Below are 1,694 nucleotides of genomic sequence, written 5' to 3'. Positions count from 1 at the left end.
CCGAGCTGCATAAAAACGGCAATCTGGGCCGCTTCTGCAAGCGTATGCTGCAGGACTCCGACTACAGCTGGCTGGGCGGTGTGGGCGTCTCACGCATGGCCATCGGGGCCGTTGCCAACGCCCTCTGGGACCTGAGCGCGAAAATCCAGCAGGTACCGGCCTGGCAACTGATTGTGGATATGGAGCCACGGGACCTGCTCGAATTCATCGATTTCGAACCCATTGGCGATGTGTTAAGCCCGGCCGAGGCCCTGGACCTGCTCCAGCGGGCCCAGGGCGGCAAACAGGAGCGGGTTCACACGATCTATCAACAGGGGCTGCTGGCATACAACACCGCCGGCTGGAGCGGAATCAGCAAGGAAGGCCTGGTCGATCAGACCCGCAAAATGCTGCAGGCGGGCTGGCCCCAGATCAAAATCAAGGTGGGCGCCAGCTATTCCGCCGCGCGGATGAAGGCCGACGAGGCCCGCACCCTGCTGACCCGGGAGGATATCGATCGTATGGCCCTGGAAGCGGCCAACGAGGATGCCGAGCGGATGATTCTGGTGTACCAGACCATTGAGCGGGAAGACCCTCGAGCAGATAAAATGAAAGTGGCCATCGACAGCAATCAGGTGTTCGATACCCGCTCGGCCTTCATTTTCGCGCATCAGCTTGGCCTGGAACTCTACCAGGCCAGCCCGGACTACCGGGTAGAGTGGTTTGAGGAGCCCTGCAACCAGCACAGCCCCATGGCCCATGTGGAGCTCCAACAGGCGCTGGACCGCGCCTTCGAGGACTACGCCCCGCCCCTGCGAATGCCCATTTCCACCGGCGAGCAGGGCGCCTCCCCCACCACCTTCAAAGACCTGTTGCACGCCCCGGATCTGAGCGGTAAAACCCGGGAAAAATACGCCATCGACGTGATCCAGATGGACTACTCCCGGGTGGGCGGTATCGGCGACAACCTGGCGATTCTGCTGATGGCCCAGAAAGCCCGGGAGGAGGGGCGAGATGTGCGCATTTGCCCTCACACCGGCGGTATCGGCCTGTGCGAGGGGATGCGCAACGTCCAGGCGATCAAGCAGGCCTGGTTCGGGCCCGACAACCTGGCCGGGGTGCCGGATATTCTGGAGTTTGTGGCCGAGGAGGAGCGCAGTGTCCACGAGGGCGTCTTTACCAATCCGGCGATCGTCAAAAATGGCTACTACCAGATGGGTCGGGAGCCCGGTGTGGGTGTGGATTACAGCGCCCGAGGCAAGCAGGACTACACCCTGCCCGGCGGCGATGCCTGGCTCGCCAGCGATCACTTTGCACAGTTGGCACGGAAATTTATGCAAGAGCCCCGGTAAGCCGCCTTTTCAGGGGCGCAACGGATCCAAAGACATCCGCGTCACGTAGAACCTGAATACATTAACTGTGCTAAAGTTCGCCAGACAATATCAAACAAAACCGTGATTAACCGTACTAACAGGAGAAGACCATGAAGCGCAGAGACTTTCTGAAGCTGTCGGCAGCGACAGCCGGTGCCACCCTGATCCCCGTACACACCGTGTCGGCTCAGGACGAAAAGCTATCTCCGGATGATGCGCAGGCCAAGGCGCTGAACTACATGGAGACCAGCGAAACCGAGGGCCAGCGCTGTAATAACTGCATCCACGCCAAGGGTGATCTGGAGGCCGAATGGGTGGGGTGCAACCTGTTCCCGGGCAAAC

The 1,694-nt window shown here is 60.7% G+C and carries 2 protein-coding genes; both read left to right on the top strand.

Annotation, left to right across the window (positions count from 1 at the left end; translation table 11 throughout):
- Positions 1–1,331 (top strand): enolase C-terminal domain-like protein (locus B3187_RS12870; RefSeq protein WP_286806881.1); only part of this gene is annotated, 1,331 nt, incomplete at its 5' end.
- A 131-nt stretch (positions 1,332–1,462) separates the two neighbouring features.
- Positions 1,463–1,694, top strand: a 232-nt coding sequence (locus tag B3187_RS12865) for a high-potential iron-sulfur protein (protein WP_286806880.1), incomplete at its 3' end; no start/stop codon positions are given.

Source organism: Marinimicrobium sp. UBA4209, from assembly GCF_002381585.1.
Lineage (GTDB): Bacteria > Pseudomonadota > Gammaproteobacteria > Pseudomonadales > Cellvibrionaceae > Marinimicrobium > Marinimicrobium koreense.
The sequence above is the reverse complement of the archived record's forward strand: the minus strand, read 5'-3'. Positions and strand labels throughout refer to the sequence as shown.